Consider the following 4,507-nt stretch of genomic DNA (forward strand, 5'->3'; position numbering starts at 1 on the left):
GGGCATGCTGTGCATGGTCATCGCCCTGGGCAACCTGCCCCTGGCAACTGCCAATGCCGTGTTCTACGCCGCCCCCATACTGGTGATGGTGCTGGCGGCCCTGGTGTTTGGTGAGCGGCTAACGCCAATGAGCGTCACCGCGGTATTCAGCGGGTTCCTGGGCATCGTGCTGATCCTGAGGCCCGTAGAGTTTGGTTGGGCGGCCATTGCCGCACTGGGTTCAGCCTTTACCCTGGCCATCAATGCCGTGATGGTGCGCAAGCTGCCGAAACAGCAGTCCACGATTCACAAGCTGTTTCTGAACTACCTGCTGATTGTTCCGGCCGCAGGGGCCCTCGCGCTCTGGGAAGGCGCCAGTTGGGATGGCTCGATGCTGGTCAGTGCCTCAGGCTCGGCACTGTTCATCCTGGGCTACAACATGACCGTGCTGCTGGCGTATCAGCAGGTGGATGCAAACCAGGTCACCAGCGCCGAATACACCGGCCTGATCTGGGCAGTGCTTATTGGCTGGATAGGTTTCAACGAGATGCCGGACCTGTGGTTCCTGGCAGGCAGCGCGATGATCGTGGTACCGCTGATACTGGTGGGGTTGCGCTCGCGTCAGCGTAGACACAGAGTGCTTCAAGCCTACCCAACCACAGGTTGAGGCCCTCGGCCAATGACGATGTATAAGGTCTCATAGACTAGGATTGTCCAGTGCACCGGGAGCAATCTATTGTGCCCGGTGCCGGATCGAATTTGTTTGCTATGACCAATAAAGCAGACCTTTTCAGGTAGGGGCCTACCCAATCCGCTATTCGGAAATAAAGCACGCTGAGGTCGCAAAGCGGGCATTCAAATTTTGGAATAACGCCCGCCATCACCGGTGACAAAACCGGAGCGAAGCGGAGGTTTCGGCATCCGGTGCATGGCTTGGTTATGTGCTGTTTTAAGCCGCAACAAGCTTCTTCACGTTGAGCTCTTTGCGATGTTGTTCGGCATGCCAGAGCTCATACTGGGACTGCTGATTCAGCCAGCTTTCTGCAGAGGTATCAAAAGCGATAGAGAGCCGGATAGCCATTTCGGGACTGATACCGGCCTTGCCGTTCAACACGGCACTCAAAGTCTTGCGGCTAACGCCCAGTGCCTCTGCAGCCGCCGTAACAGAGAGGCCGAGTGGCTCAAGACAAAGCTCTCGCAATACTTCACCAGGGTGGGGAGGGTTGTGCATCAACATTGACAGTACCTCAGTGATAATCTTCATAGTTCACAATCTCGGCATCTCCATCTTCGAATCGGAAGGTCACTCGCCAGTTACCGCTAACGGTGACTGACCAGATGCCGAAGCGATTGCCGGTGAGTTCGTGCAATCGAAGGCCTGGCAAGTCCATGTCTTTAGCATCCGACGCCGCGTTTAATCTACCGAGAATAAGCCGAAGCCTTTTTGCGTGAGCGGCCTGAATCCCTGCGGTGCTGCCGGACTTGAAAAATTTGGCCAGGCCCTTGTGTTTGAAGCTTCGTATCATTCCTTGAATGTACCCTGTAACGTATCAGGTGTCAATTCACATAACGCCGAAGCGCACCGGCGACGTTGACGCAGCGAAGCGGAGACAAAGGCGTCCGAGTGCCACGTTTGGTTAAATTGCTATCGTTGACCTTCAAGGCCATGCCAAACCCTAAGAATAATGATGGCACTGTCATGGACTGAGTATCGAACGACGTATTTTCCGAAAACCATATCTCGAACAGAGTCCGGCACCGGTGCCATTTCAACCGGTGAGCCCATTTTGGGGAAGTCTGGAAGTAATTCGATTTTGCCAACCAGTTCGGTGGCAATCCTGGCTGCCACCCTCGGGTTGTGCACCGCAATGAACTCCCTGAGGCGTTTTAAATCATCAATGGCTTCGTCCGTGTAAACCAGTTTCAATTACCTGACCTCGGTGCATCCTGCTCGTTTTCGGTTCCCCAGCTATTAAGCCAGCTGTGAACCTCGCTGGCATCAACAACCTTGCCTTGGGCAGCAGACTCCATTGCCTCTAACGTTTGCTTCCACCGCTCTTGCTCAAGCTGCTGCTTTTCTATGTATTCCGACAATGCCTGGTTGATTACCCAACCTTTGCTCCGGTGCAGCCTGCTGGCGATTGCTTCCAGGTGTTGCTCAACTTCTGCTTGAAGGCGAACTGTGGTGACACTCATGACGATACCCTCGAATTTGGCGACTACAACGTATTACAACATAGTCTTCGAGGGTGCAGCAAAAAATTTAACGCCAGCCATAAGCGGCGCCCTGACAAGGGCGTCCGGTGGAGGGCCGAAGGCCCGGAACAACCTTAATGGCCTTGTTAGAGATTACTGTCATTGGTTGCGTGCTTTTGCCCAACGTCAAATATTGCGGAATCTAAAGCAAATGTTTCTCGCATGCCGTCTGCCGTCATCGAGGTCCAAGCAACTTCTCGCTGGATCAGTGACTCTATGCCGTTTCCTGGCAAACCGAGCTGATTTACTTGCCCCCAAGTGAGAACCGAGCCACCTGTTTGAACAAATGCCTGCACTACGGCTTTCTCATGCTCACTCAAGCGACCATAGACTCGCTCTGCTTCTTCTAACTCCATACGACCTTGGGCTCGCCTGACTGCCCGAGCATGAAGTCCGGTGGCGGCCAGTCGAACTAACGGAAACGCTATAACTGCCGCGAACACAGCAATGACCCAATCTGACGACAGAAGATAAACTGACAAACCCACAACACCGGTAACTGACGTGGCAATGCTACGTCCCACATCAGTTTCCGCGTATATACGCTCTGCCCATTTATCCAGTGTTTTCAATGTGTACCTCTAACGCCCGCAGCATGCGCGCCTGCGGAATGGAGCCGAAGGCGCAATGTAGTAGGCATCGCCGTGCCTGCAATTGTTAGCATCAGGCGCCTGGTGTTTTGACATTTTTGACGTCGATACTAAACAGTAGCTGGGATATATCCGAGGGATAAAGCTCCTTATCGCGCATACCTACAGACTCACGAATTTGGAGACACAACCTCGTGAACGATAGGATTTCTTGTTCAGTTTGCAACGTACCCCCAGCTCTCAAAAAATCAGCTAGATGATGAACAACACTAGCATGGCCATAAACACAAATTCGCGACTTGGCATCCGCTAGATTTGAAAGCTCCTCGGTTACGACAGTTCGCTGATCTTTACGCTGGGCCACAGCTATTTTCGATACAGAATTCAGAAAATCAGAATAGGCTTTGTTTTGGAGCTCAGATAGATTGTTTGCCGCCTGATTCTTCCGGTTGAAGAAGCCTTGCAGCAAAGCACCAATGACCACGCCAAGAAAACCGATTACCGGCACTATAGTTACGAGCCCATCTTTCACTCAACTACCTCTCGAAAATGCTAACGCAGAGCGCACCGGTGACCTTGACGTAGCAAAGCGGAGACAAGGGCATCCGAGTGCCGCGTTTGGTTATACGATTTGGTCAAGGTAGGCATCGCATTTTGATAGAAAATCCCGATACTTATCCCCTAGTTCTTTTTTCCGCTGTATAGCGTCCCCAGTTGACTCATTCTCTTCATGCGCAACGATTTTGCACCAATGGACGGTATCTCTGGCAGCTTGGGAGATCATCGGGTACTTGCTAATTCTCCCGATAAGCTGATGGTCCAGCTCAAAAGACGAACTATAGATTGGAGCCTTTTCTTGAAAAGTTTTCCAGTTGGCAGCCAGCTCGTACAGAATACCGACTTCGTCTTTTAGGCTCTCAATATCCGTGAGGGCAAGGTCGCGACGGCGCTTTCGGAACTCCCTTTTATCGGTAACAAACGATAGCAGAACATCTACCGATTTTGTTCCGGCGTATGTGGCCAAGGCTACGATTAATGCTTGCCACCAAGTCATTGGGTCTCCCTTAACGTATAATCGGGATAGGGAGGCACCTCACGATGCCCCTCCTCCCACATCACCGGGCATACGGATCACGTACCACGGCGATTCAGTGACTTGATTCAACCCTCTACCGTGCTGCCAGTTCCGGCAGCCCATAGCTCCGAAAGAACCGAGCCGGGAGCGCTTGCGCCAGTGCCGGTGAACGGCTCAGACGCCACGGTCCATGGGCGGATTTCGCGGTGTTCCAGGCCAACGGGACCGAGACGCCCCGCTTTCTCAGCTCACGATACCCCCTTCGACCCCATTGCTTCCACACGTAACTCCTCATTCTCCGCCGTATCCACTTGTCCAGGTCCCGCAGCGGGCTCAGTACTTCGGCTGCGTCGAAGTACGCTTTCCAGCCAAGCAGGGTCTCTTTCAGATCTGCGATTACCTGGGCCAGTGAGTGGCCCCGTGTTCGGCGGCTCAGTATCCGGATCTGGGTTTTCAGCTTAGTGATAGCTTTGCTAGCCACTTTCAGTCGCTGCCCTTTCCGGCTGAGGGTGAAGCCCAGGAAGTCGCGCTTCCAGGGCCGGTCTACCGCGCTCTTTCGTGTATTCACTGTGAGCCTCAGCGAGTCCTCGATAAAGCGCGTCAGACT

9 protein-coding genes are annotated in these 4,507 nt (G+C 53.3%); 1 reads left to right on the forward strand and 8 read right to left on the reverse strand.

What is annotated here, in order from left to right; translation table 11 throughout:
• Nucleotides 1-646, forward strand: a 646-nt coding sequence (locus tag VJ956_RS12605; RefSeq protein ID WP_324085394.1) for a DMT family transporter, incomplete at its 5' end; no start/stop codon positions are given.
• Nucleotides 647-928: 282 nt separating this feature from the next.
• Here VJ956_RS12605 and VJ956_RS12610 read toward each other — a convergent pair.
• The 8 genes from VJ956_RS12610 to VJ956_RS12645 form a co-directional block, all read right to left on the reverse strand.
• Entirely contained in the window at nucleotides 929-1,216 is a 288-nt protein-coding gene (locus VJ956_RS12610; RefSeq protein WP_036148342.1) for a HigA family addiction module antitoxin, read from the reverse strand.
• Between the two features lie 10 nt (nucleotides 1,217-1,226).
• Complete coding sequence (locus VJ956_RS12615; RefSeq protein WP_324085395.1) at nucleotides 1,227-1,505, reverse strand: type II toxin-antitoxin system RelE/ParE family toxin; 279 nt, start codon at nucleotides 1,503-1,505, stop codon at nucleotides 1,227-1,229.
• Nucleotides 1,506-1,624: 119 nt separating this feature from the next.
• Nucleotides 1,625-1,906 (reverse strand): type II toxin-antitoxin system RelE/ParE family toxin, encoded by a 282-nt coding sequence (locus tag VJ956_RS12620; RefSeq protein WP_324085396.1) that lies wholly within the window; start codon nucleotides 1,904-1,906, stop codon nucleotides 1,625-1,627.
• A complete protein-coding gene (locus tag VJ956_RS12625) occupies nucleotides 1,903-2,175 on the reverse strand; it encodes a CopG family ribbon-helix-helix protein (protein WP_324085397.1) in 273 nt (90 codons plus the stop codon). Before VJ956_RS12625 ends, VJ956_RS12620 begins: the two co-directional genes overlap by 4 nt.
• 146 nt (nucleotides 2,176-2,321) lie before the next feature.
• Nucleotides 2,322-2,807 carry a hypothetical protein gene (locus VJ956_RS12630; protein WP_324085398.1) on the reverse strand — a complete coding sequence of 162 codons (486 nt, stop codon included), beginning with the start codon at nucleotides 2,805-2,807 and terminating at the stop codon, nucleotides 2,322-2,324.
• Nucleotides 2,808-2,898: 91 nt separating this feature from the next.
• Nucleotides 2,899-3,357 (reverse strand): hypothetical protein, encoded by a 459-nt coding sequence (locus tag VJ956_RS12635; RefSeq protein ID WP_324085399.1) that lies wholly within the window; start codon nucleotides 3,355-3,357, stop codon nucleotides 2,899-2,901.
• Between the two features lie 90 nt (nucleotides 3,358-3,447).
• Nucleotides 3,448-3,879 carry a hypothetical protein gene (locus VJ956_RS12640; protein WP_324085400.1) on the reverse strand — a complete coding sequence of 144 codons (432 nt, stop codon included), beginning with the start codon at nucleotides 3,877-3,879 and terminating at the stop codon, nucleotides 3,448-3,450.
• Between the two features lie 115 nt (nucleotides 3,880-3,994).
• On the reverse strand, nucleotides 3,995-4,507 hold a 513-nt coding region (locus VJ956_RS12645; protein WP_324085401.1), incomplete at its 5' end, for a group II intron maturase-specific domain-containing protein.

This window comes from Marinobacter sp. (genome assembly GCF_035268745.1).
In the GTDB taxonomy this organism is placed as follows: domain Bacteria; phylum Pseudomonadota; class Gammaproteobacteria; order Pseudomonadales; family Oleiphilaceae; genus Marinobacter.

Coding starts and splice junctions, on each gene's coding strand:
- VJ956_RS12625 (WP_324085397.1), bottom strand. CDS start 2,175: ATGAGTGTCACCACAGTTCGCCTTCAAGCAGAAGTTGAGCAACACCTG.
- VJ956_RS12610 (WP_036148342.1), bottom strand. CDS start 1,216: ATGTTGATGCACAACCCTCCCCACCCTGGTGAAGTATTGCGAGAGCTT.
- VJ956_RS12640 (WP_324085400.1), bottom strand. CDS start 3,879: ATGACTTGGTGGCAAGCATTAATCGTAGCCTTGGCCACATACGCCGGA.
- VJ956_RS12615 (WP_324085395.1), bottom strand. CDS start 1,505: ATGATACGAAGCTTCAAACACAAGGGCCTGGCCAAATTTTTCAAGTCC.